Here is a 19,128-nt window from a genome sequence, read left to right on the forward strand (position 1 = left end):
TATCATTTTGATAGGCTTTTTTTATGTCTTTTTTTAGTTGGGAATCATCAAGCCTTAAATCACAATCACTTACAAAGTTTTATTTTTCTTGGAATACATTTTGGCATAAGCGATGAAGAACATAAAAATCATTCTTATGAAAAATCAAGTCAGCACGATTTACAAACAAGCAGAACGCTTTGCCGAGATCACCAAGACTGCAATTATTACGGGAAATATTTCCAGGGCAAAAAAATGTTTAGCACTTGCTGAACAATTATTGATAACAGGAAGCAACGAAACAAAAATCGCTATTTCCAATGTTTATCTTTTTTCGGTTTCTTCTTTTATGGAATTACGCCATTGCAGTATTTCAAATCTTTTTCCTAAATCGTTGAAAGCAGAATACATTAAACAAATCAATGCTTCGGGAGTATAATGAGGCAAATCGATTGTCTAAAATTCTAATAATCCAATAATCTAAAATCTATGTTAATCACTATTCTATTACTCGCATTAGCCGTTTTGTTGTTTGCGATTTGTTTTAAATCTGTCGAATTTTTTGAAAAAATCTAAACTATGACTGCACTATTTATTATTTCAATAGCTGTTTTCGGCTATTTGGTTTATGTATTAATCAAACCTGAAAAGTTTTAATTCATGTAAAAAATAAAATTTGAATTGTAAAAAGTAAGAAGACGAAAAATCTACAGTACTACGCATCTCACATTTTACAATTTACATTTCACAAAAAAACAACAAATTATGAACACAGAATTATTTGGTGTCATCACTATTTTTATTCTCTCAATAATTTTAGCTATTCCCGTTGGAAAATATATTGCTAAAGTTTTTATAGGAGATAAAACATTCCTTGACCCGATTTTCAATCCAATTGAAAAATTTATTTTCAAAATCAGCGGTATCAATGCTGCCGAAGAAATGAACTGGAAACAACACTTAAAAGCACTATTGAGTGTCAATATGGTTTGGTTTTTCCTTTGCTTTTTCATTTTATTGTTTCAAGGATCTTTATTTTTAAATCCTGATAATAACCCAAATATGTCACCTGATTTGGCTTTCAATACAGCCATTTCGTTTGTTGTAAATTGTAATTTACAGCATTACTCAGGCGAAAGCGGCGTTTCTTATTTGTCGCAACTGTTTTTAATGTTTTTGCAGTTTGTTTCTGCAGGTGTAGGAATGGCCGCAGCCGCCATGGTTTTCAATGCAATGAAAGAAAGAACTACCGATAAATTAGGTAATTTCTATAATTATTTTATCAAAAGTTGTACTCGTATTTTATTGCCGCTTTCTGCAATTGTAGCTATCGCTTTGTTATTCAGCGGAACACCAATGACTTTTGAAGGAAAAGATACGATTACCACTTTACAAGGAGATTCAGTAGCCGTTTCTCGTGGTCCTGCCGCCGCATTTATTGCCATCAAACATATTGGTACCAACGGTGGTGGATTTTTTGGAGCCAACTCAACGCATCCATTAGAGAATCCTACTTATTTTACGAATGCGGTCGAATTATGGGCACAATTAATCATTCCGTTTGCAATGATTTTTGCTCTGGGTTTTTATCTCAAAAAAAGAAGATTGTCCTATGTCGTTTTTGGAGTTATGACTATTGGTTTTTTGCTTTTAGTAATACCAACCGTTATCAGTGAACGCAACGGAAACCCTGCTATTGAAAAAATGGGAATCTCACAAACTACTGGAGCTATGGAAGGCAAGGAAGTCCGTTTTGGACCCGCTATTTCTGGATTTTGGAGTATTGCTACGACCGTAATTTCTACAGGATCGGTCAATAGTATGCACGATAGTTCGATGCCAGTTTCAGGTTCCATGGAATTATTAGCTATGATGGTCAATGCCTTTTATGGCGGATGCGGTGTCGGCTGGTTGAATTTTTATATTTTCATTATTCTCGCTGTTTTTATTTCAGGTTTAATGGTGGGAAGAACACCTGAATTTCTGGGAAAAAAAATCGAAGCCAGAGAAGTAAAAATCGCTGCTTTTATTGCCATTCTTCATCCTTTATTGATATTGTCAGGAACGGCTTTGGCTTCTTATTTTGCTGCGCATGATACGGCGATGGGCTATTGGTTTAGCGGAAATGCAACTGGCTGGCTCAACAATCCGGGGCATCATGGATTTTCGGAAATGCTATATGAATATACATCAAGTGCCGCGAATAATGGTTCTGGTTTTGAAGGTTTGGGAGATAACAATCCGTTTTGGAATATCACTACAGGAATTGTTTTGTTATTGAGTCGTTTCATTCCTATAATCGGGCCATTGGCTATTGCAGGATTATTAGCCAATAAAAAATACATTCCGGAAAGTGCAGGAACTTTAAAAACTGATACGACCATTTTTGGTGTGATGGTTTTTGCTGTAATCGCCATCATTGCATCTTTATCGTTCTTTCCTGCATTGGCTTTAGGTCCATTGGCGGAATATTTTTCAATGTAAAATGTAAAAAGTGAGATGTAAAATGTAAAAATATTCAAAACTCACATTTCACAAAAAAACAACTCACATCTTACAACTATTGTAATCTGTCTTCGAGGTTTTTAATTAATCCATAAATGAGTTTTCCTATGATGTCTAATTTTCCAATCAGTTGTTCACATTCTTTTTTATTGATAAAGTTTAATTCTTTACTCAATAAAAGCAAAGTGTCAAGTTCAGATAAAGAACCTAATGAAATATGCAGAAAATGGATGAATTCTTTTGTGCCTTTTCTTGCAGCACCTTCAGCAATATTTACTGGAACTGAAACGGAAGCTCTTCTAATTTGTGAAGTTAATCCAAATTTTTCATCTGAGGGAAATTGATTTGTAACCAAATAAATTTCTTTGACGAATTCAAAACTTTTAATCCAAGAATTCAAATTTTTATGTGGCTTCATACTTTAAATATTTTAAATGAATATCAAATATATCCAATCTTACGACATTTCACATTTATCATCTAACATTTTACTAATAAGAAAATGACTAAAAATAAATCCAATTCATTATTCGAAGGGAAGCAGGTAAAAGATGCCTTGGTGCAATCTTTTGTGAAGCTTAACCCGAAAATAATGTTCAAGAATCCGGTAATGTTTACCGTAGAAATAGGGACAGCGATTATGTTTGCTGTGTGTATCGCCATATTATTTGGCGCACAAGACCAAGGCAGTTTTACTTATAATTTCATTGTATTCTTAATTTTGTTAGCAACACTTTTGTTTGCCAATTTTGCCGAAGCGATAGCTGAAGCCCGAGGAAAAGCACAAGCGGACAGCTTAAGAAAAACAAGGGAAGAAACTCCGGCGAGACAGCTTTTAGCTAATGGAGAAATCAAAAACATCAGTTCTTCTGAATTGAAAAAAGGAGATGTTTTCGTTTGTGAAGCAGGTGATTTAATTGCCACTGACGGTGAAATCATCGAAGGTTTAGCTACAATTGACGAAAGTGCGATTACGGGAGAAAGTGCTCCTGTAATTCGGGAAGCTGGTGGTGATAAATCATCAGTTACCGGAGGGACAAAAGTATTATCGGATAAAATTAAAGTTATTGTGACCAATGAGCCAGGGGAGAGTTTTCTGGATAAAATGATTGCTTTGGTAGAAGGAGCAAGCCGTCAGAAAACACCAAACGAAATTGCCTTAACGATTTTGTTGGCAGCCTTTACTTTAATCTTTGTGATTGTTTGTGTGACCTTAAAACCGTTTGCTGATTATGCAAATGCACCAATAACCATTGCGGCTTTCATTTCCCTTTTTGTTTGTTTAATTCCAACAACAATTGGCGGTTTGCTTTCCGCAATTGGAATTGCAGGAATGGATCGAGCCTTGCGTGCCAATGTAATTACCAAATCAGGGAAAGCGGTAGAAACTGCCGGAGATATTGATGTATTGCTTTTGGATAAAACGGGAACAATAACTATTGGAAACCGAAAAGCAACCCGTTTTTATCCTGCAAAAGGAATCTCGGAAGAGGATTTTATCAAGGCGGCAGTTTTAAGTTCGCTTGCCGATGATACACCGGAAGGGAAAAGCATCATTGAGCTCAGTAAAATGTTAGATGTAAACGGTAAAATGGAGTCCGACATTTCACAACTCACTTCTCACATTTTACACACTATCAAGTTTACTGCTGAAACCAGAACCAGTGGTGTTGTCTTAAAAGACGGAACAGATATTAGAAAAGGCGCGCAGGATGCAGTAAAAAATATTGCAAAACAAGCCGGAAATGCATTTCCGGAGGATACAGCGCAACAAGTAATCGAAATATCCTCTAATGGAGGAACGCCATTGGTTGTAGTTAAAAATAACATCGTTCAGGGCGTTATAGAATTGCAGGACATTATCAAAACGGGAATGAAAGAACGTTTTGATCGATTGCGAAAAATGGGAGTAAAAACTGTAATGGTTACTGGTGATAATCCTTTGACAGCAAAATTCATTGCCGAAAAAGCAGGTGTTGATGATTTTATTGCCGAAGCCAAACCGGAAGATAAAATGAACTATATCAAAAACGAGCAACAAAACGGAAAACTGGTAGCGATGATGGGCGACGGAACGAATGACGCACCCGCTTTGGCGCAAGCCGATGTAGGTGTGGCCATGAACAGCGGAACTCAAGCTGCAAAAGAAGCTGGAAATATGGTCGATTTAGACAATGATCCTACCAAGTTAATTGAAATCATAGAAATCGGGAAACAATTGTTGATGACTAGAGGAACGCTTACTACGTTCTCGATTGCAAATGACGTTGCCAAATATTTTGCCATTGTTCCGGCACTTTTCATTACGGCTATACCAGCACTCGAAGGATTGAATATTATGCGTTTGCACAGCCCGGAAAGTGCCATTTTATCGGCGGTAATTTTCAATGCGATTATTATTCCAATATTGATACCGCTAGCCTTAAAAGGGGTCGACTATAAACCAATTGGCGCGAGTGCCATTTTAAAAAGAAATCTTTTGATTTATGGTCTTGGTGGATTAATTGTTCCTTTTATTGGGATTAAATTGATTGATTTAATTGTGGCGTTATTTCTTTAATTAGTGAAATGTGAGATGTAAAAAGAAAAGGTAAAAATTACAGTTCAACTAACATCTCATATCTTACAACTAACATTTTACATTAAAAACATGAAAAATATATTTTCAATACTCAAATTCACACTATTCATGCTGGTATTGCTTGCTGTTATTTATCCCATGGCGATTTTTGGGATAGCACAATTGGCTCCAAATAAAGGAAAAGGAGAAACGGTTACCGTTAACGGAAAAGTGGTAGGATATCAAAAAATTGGACAGAAATTCGATAAATCAAATTATTTTTGGGGAAGACCATCGGCAGTGGATTATAATGCTGCCGGAAGTGCCGGAAGTAATAAAGGACCCAGCAATGCAGATTATCTTGCTTTGGTCCAAAAAAGGATTGACACTTTTTTAATCGTTCATCCTTATTTGAAAAAAGAAGAAATTCCATCGGATATGGTTACGGCTTCCGGTAGTGGTTTAGATCCGAATATTTCACCTAAAGGAGCATTGATTCAAGTGAAACGAGTGGCGGTAGCAAGAAAATTATCAGAAGAAAAAGTAAAAGCTTTGGTAGAAAGTAAAATCAATGTGCCAACTGTTATGGGAACTTCAACTGTAAATGTTTTGGAGTTGAATATAGCTTTGGATGAATTGAAATAAAAAAATAAATTATAGAACAAATTTTTTAGCCCCGATAGAAGGGAAAATCCTTTTGTTTTTTCCTTAAAAAACAAAAGATTTGGAATGATAGCGGGATTAGCTCTTAATATAAATAATGATGAGGATGAGATTGCTTCATTCCTCACAATGACAAAAAAACAATGAGAAAATTAATAGTTTCTGCTTTATTAGCTTTCGGATTTACAACAATCAATGCTCAAGAAGGTGGGAAAGATAAAAGTCCTTTCACGTTTTCGGGTTATATAGAAACGTATTACAGTTATGATTTTGGCGAACCCGACAATCACGTCAGACCCGGATTTTTTTACAGTCATAACAAACATAATGAGGTCAATTTGAATTTAGGATTGGCAAAAGTGAATTATTCGCAAGACAATGTTCGCGGAAATTTTGCTCTAATGGCTGGAACGTATGGAGAATACAATTTAGCAACAGAACAAGGTCTATTGAAAAATGTATATGAAGCCAATGTGGGAGTGAAAATTGCTAAAAATCAAAATTTATGGATTGATGCGGGAGTTATGCCGTCACATATTGGTTTTGAAAGTGCCATTGGTAAAGATTGCATGACGCTTACCAGAAGTATTTTGGCGGATAACTCTCCGTATTATGAAGCGGGAGTTAAAATTGGCTATACTTCGAAATCAGAAAAATGGTATTTGGCTGCGATGTATTTGAACGGTTGGCAACGCATTCAGAAAGTAGAAGGAAACCAAACGCCGGCTTTTGGAACTCAGATTACGTTCAAACCATCGTCTTTAATTACTTTGAATTGGAGTACTTACATTGGAAACGAACAACCGGATAATGATAGGAAATGGCGTTATTTTAATAATTTTTACGCATTGTTTAAAGTGTCTGAAAAAGCAAGTGTTGTGTCTGGTTTTGATATTGGTTCGCAACAATCAGCCCATAAAAGTGACAAATATGATGTATGGTTTTCACCAATTTTGATTTTGCAATACAAACCAACCGCTAAAATTCAATTGGCAGCAAGAGGCGAATATTACCAAGACGAAAAAGAGGTAATCATAGCAACGGGAACGCCAAACGGATTTAAAACCTATGGTTTCTCCGCTAATTTTGATTATTTGGTTACCGAAAATGTAATGTTTAGAGTAGAAGCCAGAAATTTGAATAGTAAGGATGAGGTATTTTTGAAAGATAATTTGCCTAGTAATGAAAATTTATTTTTAACGACTTCATTAGCGATTTCGTTTTAAAAAAAGGAAGGTGTAAAATGTAAAATGTGAGAAGTGAAATGTAAAGGAGAGATGCGGTCAATCACAAACATTTCACATTTTGCTTATTACTTTTCATTCTATCAGACAATGGAACAAGAAAAAGAACATAACGTTAAGCACTTTCTGGATTTAATTCAAAAATCACGTAAAGGAAAGTTTAAAGTCTACATTGGGATGAGTGCCGGTGTGGGTAAAACGTTTCGAATGTTACAGGAAACGCATACATTGTTGAAAAAAGGTATTGACGTAAAAATTGGGTATATCGAAACGCATTTTCGCAAAGAAACCCATGAATTGTTAGAAGGTTTGCCTGTAATTCCAAGAAGGACACTTTTCTATAAAGGCAAACAACTCGAGGAAATGGATGTGCAAGCCATTATCAATTTACGTCCTGAAGTGGTTATTGTTGATGAATTGGCGCATACAAATATTGAGGGGAGTAAAAACGAGAAACGCTGGCAGGATGTTTTGGAGATTTTGGAAGCGGGAATTAATGTAATTTCGGCAGTGAATATTCAGCATATTGAAAGTCTGAACGAAGATGTAAAACGCATTACCAATATTGATGTTCAAGAGCGAATTCCGGATAATGTACTGCGATTGGCCGATGAAGTGGTGAATATTGATTTGACCTCGGAGGATTTGATTGTGCGATTGAAAGAGGGGAAGATTTATACTGCGGATAAAATTCAGACCGCCTTGAATAATTTCTTCAAATCAGATCAGATTTTGCAATTGCGAGAATTAGCTTTAAAGGAAGTTGCAGGTCAGGTACTTAGAAAAGTAGAAAATGAAGTTTCAAATAATAGTGCTTTTAGACATGAAAAACTGCTGGCTTGTATCAGTAGTAATGATAAAACGGCTAAAATTGTAATCAGAAAAGCAGCTCGTTTGGCTAGTTATTACAATTGTAATTGGTCTGTTTTGTATGTGGAAACACCAAAAGAAAGCAGCGATAAAATTGCATTGGATAAGCAACGGCATTTGATAAATAATTTCAAATTAGCCACACAACTTGGAGCAGAAGTGATTAAAGTTCAAAATCCTAATATTACAAATGCAATGCTGAAAATTGTGGAGCAAAAAAACATTACAACGGTTTGCATAGGAAAACCACACTTCAATTTATTTAAAGTAATTTTGTCTACAACAATTTTCAGACGCTTGTTGAATAGTCTTTCGTTATCAAAAGTTGATTTAGTGATTTTGTCATAAAAGAATGTAGCCGCAAGTTCACAAATTTATAGCCGTAAATAGTAGTGATAAATAAAAAACTAATTAAATAAAAGAGGGTGGGATTACTTCATTTCTCGCAATGACACTATGAAAATTAAAACTAAATTAAACCTGGGTGTTGGGTTGCTTTTTCTAATGATAATTATTTTGTCAATAATAGCTTCGTTTTATATTTTTTCGATAAAAAAAGATACCGAAAACATTCTGAAAGCGAATTATAATACCTTAGAATATTCTCGGAACATGCTTCTTTCATTAGATGAAATTAATGTCGATAAAGGAAAGGCAATTGCTGTTTTTGAAACGAATCTGAAGAATCAAATTGCCAATATCACAGAAATCGGGGAAGATAAAGTGACGTATAATTTGCAAAAAAGTTTTGATTTTTTAGAAAAAAACAGAACTGATGAGAATGTAAAAAGCCAAATACGTCAGGATATTTTCAAAATCATGAAATTGAATATGATTGCGATAAAAGAGAAAAGTGATATTGCTAAACATACTGCCGAAACTGCTAATTTATGGATAGCCGTTACTGGAACACTTTGTTTTTTGATTGCGTTCAATTTATTAGTGAATTTGCCTAATAATATTGCCAATCCAATAAAAGAGCTTACCGCTAGTATTAAAGAAATTGCGAATAAAAACTATTCTGAACGCGTTCATTTTATGAATCATAATGAATATGGTGATCTGGCCAAATCGTTCAATACAATGGCACAAAAACTAGAGGAATACAGTAATAGTAATCTGCATAAGTTATCCTTTGAAAAGAAACGATTGGAAACACTGATTAACAATATGCATGACCCGATTATTGGATTGGATAATGATGGTCTTGTATTATTTGCGAATGACGAAGCCTTGAAAATTATGGGATTGAAATCAGAAGATGTGATTGGCAAACTAGCTTCTTCTTTGGCTTTGACAAATGATTTGATGCGCTCATTAATTATAAAAGAATTAGAAAGCGATATTAAAAACCCAAGACAAAAATCGCTTCCCATGAAAATTTTCGCAGATGGAAAAGAGAGTTATTTCGAGAAAGAAACAGTAACAATTACGATACAATCAACAGGTGAAGACCAAACTACCACTATTGGTGATGTGATTATTTTGAGAAACATTACCGTTTTTAAAGAATTGGATTTTGCCAAAACAAATTTTATTGCGACAGTCTCACATGAATTAAAAACACCAATTGCATCCATAAAATTAAGTTTACAATTATTAGAAAAACCGGAAACCGGAAAAATAAACGAAGAGCAAGAGCAGTTAATCGAGAGCATAAAAGAGGACAGCCAAAGACTTTTAAAAATTACAGGTGAATTATTGGATATGGCGCAATTAGAAACAGGAAATATCCATTTAAGTATAGAAAAAAGTAACCCGTATCAAATGGTAAAATATGCTATAGATGCTGTAAAAGTTCGAGCCGATCAAAAGGAAATTGAACTAATTATTGATGGAGAAGATGAATTGCCAGATGTAAAAGCTGACAGTGAAAAAACGGGCTGGGTATTAATTAACTTTCTAACTAATGCTATAACTTACTCTTCAAATCAAAGTAAAATAATTGTCAAACTCAAAAGAGAAAACAGTCAAGTAGTGTTTCAAGTTGTAGATAGTGGAAAAGGAATTGATAAAAGGTATAAAGACAAAGTTTTTGATAAGTATTTTCAAATTCCAGGAAGCAATAAATCTGGAACGGGCTTAGGTTTAGCAATAAGTAAAGAATTTATTGAAGCACAAAGTGGAACTATTGGAGTTGAATGTGAATTGGGACTGGGAAGTAATTTTTACTTTAAATTGACTGCGGTTTAAAATTTTTGAAACAGATTTATTTAAAAAAAATGTTGAAGATTTAAAATTGAACAATCCAAAAATCAAATAGTCTAACAATCTGCCAGATTCCCGATGATTGAAAAATGACTTTGAAAATTAAAATGTTTAATGTTTATTGATTTTTTATCTCGATTCTTAGAATTCTTTACTCCTTTTCCTCACTTGAGCCATTTGCAGTTGGTATTTCATAAATATAATTTCAATAAAAAACCCTAACATATTGATGTTAGGGTTTTTGCTTTGGTAGCGAGACCGAGATTTGAACTCGGGACCTCAGGGTTATGAATCCTGCGCTCTAACCGACTGAGCTATCTCGCCATGATTCCGGGTGGATAACCATCCCTGAATGCGGGTGCAAATATAAAAATAAAATTAATGCTTGCAAGCATATTTTTAATAAAAAAAAATATTTTTAAAAACGCTTTTTTTTCGGAGTTATATTCTATATATTTCGAAAAAAATAAATGTAGCTCATGGATCAAAAAGTACGTTACGAAATCGAGTTTCCCATAAATTCTTCGCCTCAATTATTGTATCAATATATATCGACTCCGTCAGGTTTATCTGAATGGTTTGCTGATAATGTGAATTCTCGTGGTGAGTTTTTTACCTTCATTTGGAATGATTCCCAAGAGAAAGCTAGACTTGCTTCAAAGAAAACAGGTGAAAAAGTAAAATTCAAATGGGTTGATGATAATAGTAAAGACACGGAATACTTTTTTGAGTTGCATATTTTAGTGGATGAACTTACCAAAGACGTTTCTTTGATGGTAGTTGATTTTGCAGAGAAAGATGAGGTTGACGAGGCTACATTATTGTGGGAAAATCAAATCTCAGACCTTAAACATCTAATTGGTTCTGTATAGTAAAATAGTATTTTATAACTTATATTTGCCCTGAATAAAATTTAGGGCTTTTTTTATGATTAATTTTAATGGAACTATTGTATCTGAGGATGCTAATATATTGACACAAAATAGAGCTTTTTTATATGGCGATGCCGTTTTTGAAACGGTTAAAATAATAAACAATAAAATCCTTTTTTTCGAGGATCATTATTTTAGGTTAATGTCTTCAATGCGTGTTGTTAGGATGGAAATTCCGATGAATTTTACCATGGAATACCTTGAAGAGCAAATACTTTCTTTAGTCGCAAAAAATCAAGTGCTAAATTCTTCTCGTGCTCGAATTACCGTTTATAGAAATGACGGTGGATATTATTTGCCGCAAAATAATTCGGTATCTTTTCTAATTCATTCAATAGCGCTTGAAAATACGTTGTATTCAATTGAAAAAAAGCAATATGAAGTTGATTTATACAAGGATTTTTACATTACAAAACAATTGCTTTCGTCTATTAAAACAACCAATAAAATTATAAACATAACAGGAAGCATTTTTGCAAATGAAAATGGTCTAGATAATTGTTTGCTGTTGAACGATAGTAAAAATGTTGTAGAAGCTTTACAGGGTAATATCTTCATGCTCTTGGGAAACAAATTAGTTACACCTCCGGTCTCTGAAGGATGCTTGAATGGTGTTATGAGAAAACAAATTCTAAGTTTGGCTAAAAAACTAGGAAATTTAGAAGTTGTAGAGGAAGTAATCTCACCATTTGACCTTCAAAAAGCAGATGAATTATTTATTACAAATGTCATAAAAGGAATTCAACCGATAACACAATACCGAAAAAAAGCATTCAGTACGAATGTATCTGTTGAATTGTTAGCGAAACTTAATGAAATGATCAGTACAACTTAATTTAAGTATGGATTTTCAGGGGCATTGGACCAGATAATATATTCTCCTCCCAATTCCATGATTTGCTCTTTCCAGAAATGAGTTGCTGATTTTCCAATTATTTTATTCTCGTAGCTATTAGCGGTAATAATCCAGGAATGACTTTCCATTTCGTTTTCTAGTTGGTTTTCATTCCAACCTGTATAACCTAGAAAGAATCGGATGTTATCGTTGTTAATGGCTCCTTTGTTGATTAATTCCTTTGTCGATTCAAAATCACCTCCCCAGTAAATTCCATTAGAGATTTCGATGCTATTGGGAATCAATTCTGGAATGTTATGTATAAAATAGAGGTTGTCTTGTTCTACCGGACCGCCATTATAAATCTTAAATCGCGCGTCTATATCCGGAATTAAATCATGTATAGTATATTTCAAGGGTTTGTTAATTATAAAACCAACTGATCCTTCTTCGTTGTAATCAGCTAATAAAATCACCGATCTGTTGAATGATAGATCCCCAATTATCGTAGGCTCTGCTATAAGCAAATATCCTTTCTTTAGTTTATCTGTAATCATCGGAATGTGTTTTTTTTATTAAATTTAAGTTTTTTATTATAATAATGCAAAATAAAATCGTTGAAACGCATAAAAAAACCTTCCAGATGGAAGGTTTTGATTATATTGGGGGAACTAAAATTAGTTTACCGCACCTTCTAATTCTGCACCTGCTTTAAATTTTACTACATTTTTAGCAGCGATTTGAATAGTTTTTCCTGTTTGAGGATTTCTACCGTCTCTTGCAGCTCTAGCAGAAACAGACCATGATCCGAAACCTACTAAAGATACTCTTCCACCTTTTTTCAAAGTTCCGCCTACATTACCTAAAAACGACTCTAAAGCCAATTTTGCTGCAGCTTTAGTAATTCCTGCATCAGCAGCGATAGCATCGATTAATTCTGATTTGTTCATAATAATTAGTTATTAATTGTTGGTTAAAAAAATTGTTAATACACAAATTTAGTAGGAAATACGTTCCTTGCAAGTGTTTTGCTTGATTTTAGTTTATTTTGTTAATAACTTATTTCTTTTGTTAATAATTAGAAAGTTATTTCTTACTAAAGCCAATTAAACGCCCGTTTTTATTGATGTTAATGAGCCTTTGCTTCAGCTGAAAATGCAATTCCATTAAGTAATTCTGCCGTATTCATCTTCTTTTTGCCTGGAAACTGCAAACTTAGCACTTGAATAAATCCATTTTCTACCGCAATCTTCATTTCTTTTTTGGTACAAATCAAACTTCCAATGCTGTAATTATGATCTTCTAAAACAATTTTAGCTTCGTATATTTTTACATTCCATTCTTCATTCTTGTCCTGAATGAAACACCACGCTGCTGGATATGGACTCAAACCTCGAATTAAATTGTTGATTTCTAAAGCTGGTTTTGTCCAGTCAATTTTGCAATTCTCTTTATTAAGTTTGTAAGCCGTTTTAATATCGGCAGTGTCTTTTTGAATAATTGTGGATACATTGCCTTTTTCAATCATCTCCAAAGTATTAATAACGGTCTTGCTTCCAAGATCCATTAATCGGTCATGCAATTGACCTGCATTTTCGGTTTCATTGATAGGTGTTTCGGCACTTAAAATCATTGCACCGGTATCAATTTTGTCATCAATAAAAAAAGTAGTCACACCCGTTTTTGTCTCTCCATTTATTATTGCCCAGTTTATAGGCGCTGCTCCGCGATAATTCGGCAGGAGCGAGGCATGAAGATTGAAAGTGCCTAACGCTGGCATTTCCCAAACTACTTTTGGTAACATTCTAAAGGCAACTACGATTTGTAAATTAGCATTCAACGATTTCAATTCCGATAAAAAAGTTTCGTCTTTAAGATTTACTGGCTGTAATAAAGTAAGATTGTTAGCCAGCGCATATTCTTTTACTGCTGAATATTTTAATTTTTGTCCACGACCGGCAGGTTTATCTGCGGCAGTAATGACACCAACAACTTCGTAGTTGTTTTTGAGTATGGTATCTAATATTCCCACTGCAAATTCGGGCGTTCCCATAAAAACAATTCGTAATTTTTCCATTATGATTTTAAAGTATATTTATTATTTGGTTTAACCAAAATTGTGTTATTTTCTAATAAATTCTGAAGTGCAAAGATAACTTCGTCAGGGTTATTTTTAGTTCTGTTTTGTATGTCTCTCGAATTTAAATCTTCGGACTGTAATAAAGCAATGATTGCTGCAGAAAGTGACGTGTTGTCTTTTTTCTTGTTTTTCTTGGTAATGCAAAAGGAACAAATTCCACAATCAACATCCGTTTTTTCTCCAAAATAATTCAAGATAAGCTTGTTCTTGCAAACCTTTTTTTCGGTAATATAATTCAGAACGGATTGAAGTTGTTCTTTCTTTAGTTGATTTTGATTTTCTAAATATTTTGAAACCCTACTGATAGTTCTTTCATCTTCCCGAACTTCATTAAAAATTAGTGTGGAATCATTATTTTTCGAATGGTACTCAATAATTTCTTTTCCTTTCAGTTTATGTAAGACCGCTTGTATTTCAGCTTCTTTATGATTTGATTTTTTGGCAATCAATTGTAAGTTGAAAGCGGTTTGCATTTCATAAATCCCGGGATAGGTTCTCAATATTGCCAAAATAATTTCTTCGTCATTCGGATTCAAACTCATATACCGAATCACTTCTTTGGAAGGAATAAGAAATTGTAATGTAATTTTTTCAGAAAACTCTTGAGACAAATTGATAATTCCTTGTCTGTCCAGAAATTGCATTGCATTGTATGTTTTCAATGTGGGGAATTCATATTTTAAACAAAAATGATGCAAATTGAATGTAAACTGCTCGTTGATTCCTTCTCCGTAAGCTATCTGAAAATAATTGCAGAGTTTGACATACATGAGATTCAAGAACTTTTTATCTGGAAGAATATTTATAAATTGGTTTTCAGCCTGAATTATATCCGAAGGGCTTGTTAGTAAAACAGCATAGGCTTTTTCTCCATTTCTTCCTGCGCGTCCCGCTTCTTGGTAATAATTCTCTAAATTTTCCGGTAGTTGAATGTGGATTACGGTTTTTACATTGGCTTTGTCAATTCCCATCCCGAAGGCGTTGGTGGCCACAATAACCTGAACGTCTTCATTCATCCATAATTGCATGTTTTTATCTTTTTCTTTGGACGAAAGTCCGCCGTGATAATATGTTGCTTTAAATCCTAATGAATTCAGTTGTGCCGAAATGTCCAGACAGGATTTTCTGTTTCGAACATAAATGATAGATGATTCTGGATTTTTCTTCAGGATTTGTTCTATTCTGAAAAGTTTGTCTTCTACTTCAAAAACCATGTAGGCGATATTTTCTCTTGCAAATGATTTCTCAAAAACGTGTACATCATGCAATCCAAGTTCAGTGATGATATCTTCTTTGACTTTTGGAGTTGCAGTAGCCGTTAATGCAAGGAAAGGTACTTTTGGGAAATGTTTTTTTAATGCCGAAATCTTCAAATAAGCAGGTCGGAAATCGTGTCCCCATTGTGATACGCAATGCGCTTCATCAATGGTAATTAAGTTTATGGGAAGGCTTTTTATTCGGTCCAAAATCCAGTCAGATTGTAAGCGTTCCGGGGATAAATAGAGGAATTTATAATTACCGAATTGGCAATTATCCAATAAATCAATCATTTCTTCGGATCTGATGCCACCAGTTAATGCAATGGCTTTGATATTTTGCTTTTGCAAATTAGCAACTTGATCTTTCATCAGCGCTACTAATGGCGAAATTACCAGACAAATTCCCTCGTTCATCATTGCCGGAATCTGGAAACATATAGATTTTCCTCCTCCGGTTGGCATCAATGCAAAGGTATCTTGACCACTTAAAACGGAATCGATAATTTCCTTTTGCAGCGACCTGAATTTGTCGTGTTTCCAATATTTTTGAAGAATAGCTAACGCTTCTTGCATAGATTACAGATTTCAATTCGTAGAAAAAATCCCAAATTGTAACTTCTAAACTCGAAAATTATTTAGAAATTTCATCTAAGATAAAAAGAATTCTGTTATCCAGAGTATCTTTAGGAACTTCTATGAGTTCGTAACCGTAACTTTGATACGTTTCAGTAAGGTGATTATAGATAAGTTTAGCTTGTTCGAAGTTTTCATAACGTTCGTGATCGCTAATATAAATTTCTTCCCAAGGCGGAAGAATGAAGATTTTTGAGTACGTATGTTCGCGACAAGCTATGTCAAAAGACGCAGGATAGCTATCGCCAATGTAATGCATGTAAGCTAAAACATCTGGAATTCCTCGGTCAATAAAAACGATTTCATGTGGCTCTTTGGAAGCATTATGAAACTGTTTTTTTCTTCCTTCAAGGAGTAATTCACTGAATAAGAGTGGTTTTTCGAGGAATAATTGCTCAATTCCTTGTTTTTTTGCTTCCAAAGTTACTTCCCGTGAAATTTCGGGATAACAACAATGTCCTTTGGCTATCAATCCATCGATGATAGTTGTTTTACCTGTTCCTGGACCGCCAATGATAACTATGATTTCTTTCTGCACCTTTAAAAAATAAGGGGCAAATTTACTTAAACTTATTGGGATTTGAAAAAATGATTGCGGTTAAAATAATATTAGGTAAAAAATCATAATTCAAAATTCATAATTTACGTTTGAAACTGTATATTTGCCTTTATTTTTAAATGAAAAATGGATAAGAACACTCAAGAATTTTATGATAGATTAAAAGTAGAGTTGGACATGAGCAATACATGGCCGGCAGAATACTTGTTTAAATTTATTGTGCCAACTGAAGAGGACAATATCGAACGTGTTCAACTGGCTTTTGATTGTATGGGAGCGGTCATAAAAACGACAAAATCTAAGACGGGTAAGTTTACCAGTATATCTGTTGACGTAACCATGAAAGATTCACAAGAAATAGTAGATAAATACCTAGAAGTTTCTACCATTAAGGGAATTATTTCTCTTTAGATATAAAACTAAATTTTGATGCATATACAATCGAATGATTGCAAATCTTCGAAAAAGAGCATGTAAGATTATAAAATATACATTCGAATATGAATTCAAAATATATTAAAGAAAACTCGAACGATGTGGTGCATCATTTGGAATATAATGCGGAAAGATCGCATTTGATTATTCCAGAATATGGACGCCATTTGCAAAAACTGATTGATCAGGCAACTAAAATTGAAGATGATGTAGAACGCAACAAAGCGGCAAAATACATTATTCAGGTTATGGGAAGTTTGAATCCACATTTGCGTGATGTTCCTGATTTTCAGCACAAGTTGTGGGATCAGATTTTTATTATGTCTGATTTTAAATTAGTGGCTGATTCTCCATATCCAATTCCATCCCGTGAAGTATTACAATTGAAGCCGGATGTATTAAGTTATCCTCAGAATTTTCCAAAATACAGATACTACGGCAACAACATAAAATACATGATTGATGTAGCCAATAAATGGGAAGATGGTGAAATGAAAAGTGCTTTAGTGAAAGTTATTGCTAATCACATGAAAAAATCCTATTTGAGTTGGAACAAAGACACTGTTAAGGATGATGTTATTTTCGAACATTTATATGAATTGTCAGGCGGTAAATTGAATTTGCTTCAAAGTACCGAAGAGCTTCTTAATACCACTGATTTATTGCGAACCAATAAGCGAGTTTCTAATAAAATCTCACCGGCTGGTCCTCCAAAAATTCAAAGTAATAAGAATACAAAAACTGGAAAACCAAATCCGATTCACAAAAATCAAAATAGAAAACCGTTGTAAAATTTAGTTATAAGGTATCAATTATAAGTTATGAGTTTAAAAAACCGTAGTTTATCAATTCATAGTTTATTCATTCATAATTCATAATTGTAAAAAAATATGGGAATTTTTAAAATAGAAGGCGGCATTAGTCTTAAAGGAGAAATCACGCCACAAGGAGCCAAAAATGAAGCATTACAAATTTTATGTGCTGTTCTTTTAACCCCTGAAAAAGTGATTATTAATAATATTCCTGATATTATTGACATCAATAAACTAATTACACTTTTAGGAAACTTAGGAGTTAAAATCCAAAAAACAGGATCTGGCTCGTATACTTTTCAAGCTGATGAAGTAAATATTCAGTATTTAGAAACCGAAGCATTCAAGAAAGAAGGCGGTTCTCTTCGTGGATCGATTATGATTGTTGGACCACTTTTGGCACGATTTGGAAAAGGATATATTCCAAAACCAGGTGGTGATAAAATTGGACGTAGAAGATTAGATACTCACTTTGAAGGATTTATAAATCTTGGAGCAAAATTCCGTTACAATAGAGAAGATCATTTTTATGGAGTAGAAGCGCCTAAAGGATTGAAAGGTGCCGATATGTTACTGGACGAAGCTTCAGTTACCGGAACAGCAAATATTGTTATGGCTGCCGTTTTGGCCAAAGGAAAAACAACAGTTTATAATGCTGCTTGTGAACCTTATTTACAACAATTGTGTAAGATGTTAAACTCCATGGGAGCTAAAATTACAGGCGTTGGGTCTAACTTATTGACTATTGAAGGTGTTGAAAGTTTAGGTGGTTGTGAGCATAGAATTCTTCCGGATATGATTGAAATAGGAAGTTGGATAGGTCTTGCTGCAATGACAAAATCAGAAATTACGATAAAAGATGTAAGTTGGGATAACTTAGGAGTAATTCCTAATACTTTTAGAAAACTTGGAATTACCCTGGAGCGTAAAGGAGATGATATTTACATTCCTGCTCACGTAGATGGATATGAAGTAAAAACAGATATTGACGGTTCTATTTTAACAATTGCAGATGCTCCTTGGCCTGGATTTACTCCAGATTTATTGAGTATTGTTCTTGTAGTTGCCACTCAAGCGAGAGGTGATGTTTTGATTCATCAAAAAATGTTTGAAAGCAGATTGTTCTTTGTGGATAAATTAATCGATATGGGGGCTAAAATCATGTTGTGTGATCCACACCGTGCCGTTGTTATGGGACACGATTTCAAATCACAATTGAAAGCCACCACAATGTCTTCACCAGATATTCGTGCAGGAATCTCATTATTGATTGCTGCGCTTTCAGCAAAAGGAACGAGTACAATTCAGAATATTGAACAAATAGACAGAGGGTACGAACGCATTGACGAACGATTGAGAGCTATTGGAGCTAATATTGTACGTGCATAAATCAAATAAATAATTACAAAATATCGTTTAAGTAAACCAAATAGGATTTGAATCTAACCATTCAATACGGTTTACTTAAACGTTTTTAATTTTAATTCATCTTTA

19 protein-coding genes and 1 tRNA gene are annotated in these 19,128 nt (G+C 34.0%); 13 read left to right on the plus strand and 7 right to left on the minus strand.

Translation table 11 applies throughout. The features are described 5' to 3' along the window. Positions 1 to 136: 136 nt before the first annotated feature. The 3 genes from C8C87_RS03405 (at position 137) to kdpA (ending at position 2,463) form a co-directional block, all read left to right on the plus strand. Positions 137 to 418 carry a hypothetical protein gene (locus C8C87_RS03405; protein WP_121341169.1) on the plus strand — a complete coding sequence of 94 codons (282 nt, stop codon included), beginning with the start codon at positions 137 to 139 and terminating at the stop codon, positions 416 to 418. A 140-nt stretch (positions 419 to 558) separates the two neighbouring features. Next, positions 559 to 636, plus strand: coding sequence for a K(+)-transporting ATPase subunit F (gene kdpF / locus C8C87_RS03410; protein ID WP_072975519.1), 78 nt, complete (start codon positions 559 to 561; stop codon positions 634 to 636). Between the two features lie 108 nt (positions 637 to 744). Further along, positions 745 to 2,463 (plus strand): potassium-transporting ATPase subunit KdpA, encoded by a 1,719-nt coding sequence (gene kdpA / locus C8C87_RS03415; RefSeq protein WP_121341172.1) that lies wholly within the window; start codon positions 745 to 747, stop codon positions 2,461 to 2,463. A gap of 76 nt (positions 2,464 to 2,539) precedes the next feature. Here the strand turns inward: kdpA and C8C87_RS03420 are convergent, their stop codons facing one another. Continuing rightward, entirely contained in the window at positions 2,540 to 2,902 is a 363-nt protein-coding gene (locus tag C8C87_RS03420) for a four helix bundle protein (RefSeq protein ID WP_121341175.1), read from the minus strand. An 84-nt stretch (positions 2,903 to 2,986) separates the two neighbouring features. Here C8C87_RS03420 and kdpB point away from each other — a divergent pair, with 84 nt between their 5' ends. The 5 genes from kdpB (at position 2,987) to C8C87_RS03445 (ending at position 10,014) form a co-directional block, all read left to right on the plus strand. Beyond that, positions 2,987 to 5,044, plus strand: a complete 2,058-nt coding sequence (gene kdpB / locus C8C87_RS03425) for a potassium-transporting ATPase subunit KdpB (RefSeq protein WP_121341177.1) — start codon at positions 2,987 to 2,989, stop codon at positions 5,042 to 5,044. A 90-nt stretch (positions 5,045 to 5,134) separates the two neighbouring features. After that, positions 5,135 to 5,689, plus strand: a complete 555-nt coding sequence (locus C8C87_RS03430; RefSeq protein ID WP_121341180.1) for a K(+)-transporting ATPase subunit C — start codon at positions 5,135 to 5,137, stop codon at positions 5,687 to 5,689. Positions 5,690 to 5,850: 161 nt separating this feature from the next. Then, positions 5,851 to 6,933, plus strand: a complete 1,083-nt coding sequence (locus C8C87_RS03435; protein WP_121341183.1) for a porin — start codon at positions 5,851 to 5,853, stop codon at positions 6,931 to 6,933. Between the two features lie 108 nt (positions 6,934 to 7,041). Then, positions 7,042 to 8,169: a sensor protein KdpD gene (locus C8C87_RS03440; protein WP_121341186.1), complete on the plus strand. Its 1,128-nt coding sequence runs from the start codon at positions 7,042 to 7,044 to the stop codon at positions 8,167 to 8,169. 108 nt (positions 8,170 to 8,277) lie between these two features. After that, positions 8,278 to 10,014, plus strand: coding sequence for an ATP-binding protein (locus tag C8C87_RS03445; protein WP_121341188.1), 1,737 nt, complete (start codon positions 8,278 to 8,280; stop codon positions 10,012 to 10,014). A gap of 262 nt (positions 10,015 to 10,276) precedes the next feature. Here C8C87_RS03445 and C8C87_RS03450 read toward each other — a convergent pair. Beyond that, positions 10,277 to 10,353: transfer RNA gene (locus C8C87_RS03450), tRNA-Met, on the minus strand. Positions 10,354 to 10,508: 155 nt separating this feature from the next. On the opposite strand from C8C87_RS03450, the gene C8C87_RS03455 reads away from it, so the two are divergent. Together C8C87_RS03455 and C8C87_RS03460 are read left to right on the plus strand one after the other, a co-directional pair. Then, positions 10,509 to 10,901: an START-like domain-containing protein gene (locus C8C87_RS03455; RefSeq protein ID WP_121341191.1), complete on the plus strand. Its 393-nt coding sequence runs from the start codon at positions 10,509 to 10,511 to the stop codon at positions 10,899 to 10,901. Between the two features lie 55 nt (positions 10,902 to 10,956). Further along, the gene (locus tag C8C87_RS03460) at positions 10,957 to 11,796 is read left to right on the plus strand and encodes an aminotransferase class IV (protein WP_121341194.1); all 840 of its coding nucleotides are present in this window, start codon (positions 10,957 to 10,959) and stop codon (positions 11,794 to 11,796) included. Here the strand turns inward: C8C87_RS03460 and C8C87_RS03465 are convergent. The 5 genes from C8C87_RS03465 to C8C87_RS03485 form a co-directional block, all read right to left on the minus strand. Next, positions 11,793 to 12,353, minus strand: a complete 561-nt coding sequence (locus C8C87_RS03465; protein ID WP_121341195.1) for a YqgE/AlgH family protein — start codon at positions 12,351 to 12,353, stop codon at positions 11,793 to 11,795. The two genes, C8C87_RS03460 and C8C87_RS03465, sit on opposite strands and share 4 nt — an antisense overlap. Positions 12,354 to 12,473: 120 nt before the next feature. After that, positions 12,474 to 12,746 (minus strand): HU family DNA-binding protein, encoded by a 273-nt coding sequence (locus C8C87_RS03470; RefSeq protein WP_073017033.1) that lies wholly within the window; start codon positions 12,744 to 12,746, stop codon positions 12,474 to 12,476. A gap of 179 nt (positions 12,747 to 12,925) precedes the next feature. After that, a complete protein-coding gene (gene fmt, locus C8C87_RS03475; RefSeq protein ID WP_121341198.1) occupies positions 12,926 to 13,873 on the minus strand; it encodes a methionyl-tRNA formyltransferase in 948 nt (315 codons plus the stop codon). Further along, complete coding sequence (locus C8C87_RS03480) at positions 13,873 to 15,768, minus strand: ATP-dependent DNA helicase RecQ (RefSeq protein ID WP_121341201.1); 1,896 nt, start codon at positions 15,766 to 15,768, stop codon at positions 13,873 to 13,875. Before C8C87_RS03480 ends, fmt begins: the two co-directional genes overlap by 1 nt. Before the next feature lie 58 nt (positions 15,769 to 15,826). Further along, on the minus strand, positions 15,827 to 16,366 hold the full coding sequence (locus C8C87_RS03485; RefSeq protein WP_121341204.1) for an AAA family ATPase: 540 nt from the start codon (positions 16,364 to 16,366) through the stop codon (positions 15,827 to 15,829). Between the two features lie 147 nt (positions 16,367 to 16,513). Here C8C87_RS03485 and C8C87_RS03490 point away from each other — a divergent pair, with 147 nt between their 5' ends. The 3 genes from C8C87_RS03490 to murA all read left to right on the plus strand — a co-directional run bounded on the left by C8C87_RS03490 (position 16,514) and on the right by murA (position 19,023). Next, positions 16,514 to 16,798, plus strand: coding sequence for a DUF493 family protein (locus tag C8C87_RS03490; RefSeq protein WP_099716115.1), 285 nt, complete (start codon positions 16,514 to 16,516; stop codon positions 16,796 to 16,798). An 89-nt stretch (positions 16,799 to 16,887) separates the two neighbouring features. Further along, entirely contained in the window at positions 16,888 to 17,613 is a 726-nt protein-coding gene (locus C8C87_RS03495) for a DUF4290 domain-containing protein (RefSeq protein WP_099716386.1), read from the plus strand. A 99-nt stretch (positions 17,614 to 17,712) separates the two neighbouring features. Further along, on the plus strand, positions 17,713 to 19,023 hold the full coding sequence (gene murA / locus C8C87_RS03500; RefSeq protein ID WP_099716114.1) for a UDP-N-acetylglucosamine 1-carboxyvinyltransferase: 1,311 nt from the start codon (positions 17,713 to 17,715) through the stop codon (positions 19,021 to 19,023). Positions 19,024 to 19,128: the final 105 nt, after the last annotated feature.

It is taken from the genome of Flavobacterium sp. 120, from assembly GCF_003633605.1.
In the GTDB taxonomy this organism is placed as follows: Bacteria; Bacteroidota; Bacteroidia; order Flavobacteriales; family Flavobacteriaceae; genus Flavobacterium; species Flavobacterium algoritolerans.